Source organism: Pseudomonas sp. SIMBA_067, from assembly GCF_046534675.1.
GTDB lineage: Bacteria > Pseudomonadota > Gammaproteobacteria > Pseudomonadales > Pseudomonadaceae > Aquipseudomonas > Aquipseudomonas putida.
In genome coordinates, this window is record NZ_JAWRYH010001528.1 from 1 (window position 1) to 229 (window position 229).

Genomic DNA, 229 nt, shown 5'->3' on the forward strand with positions numbered 1-229 from the left:
GCATCAGCCAGTGGTCGCTGGCGGAGAGCGTGACGCCGGGCATCTACAGCACCGACGACTACGACTTCCGCAAGCCGAACGCCTGGATGCTGCAGGCCCGCCAGAACCCGGCGTCGCCGGTGCCGGGCACGGTGGACGTTTACGACTGGCCGGGCCATTTTGTCGACCACAGCCACGGCGAGTCCTACGCGCGCATCCGTCAGGAGGTGTGGCAGGCCGAGCACCACAG

The 229-nt window shown here is 68.1% G+C and carries 1 protein-coding gene; it reads left to right on the top strand.

Going from position 1 to position 229, the window contains the following annotated elements:
* A partial coding sequence (locus SB765_RS34555; protein ID WP_410933148.1) for a contractile injection system protein, VgrG/Pvc8 family occupies positions 1-229 on the top strand: 229 nt, incomplete at both ends.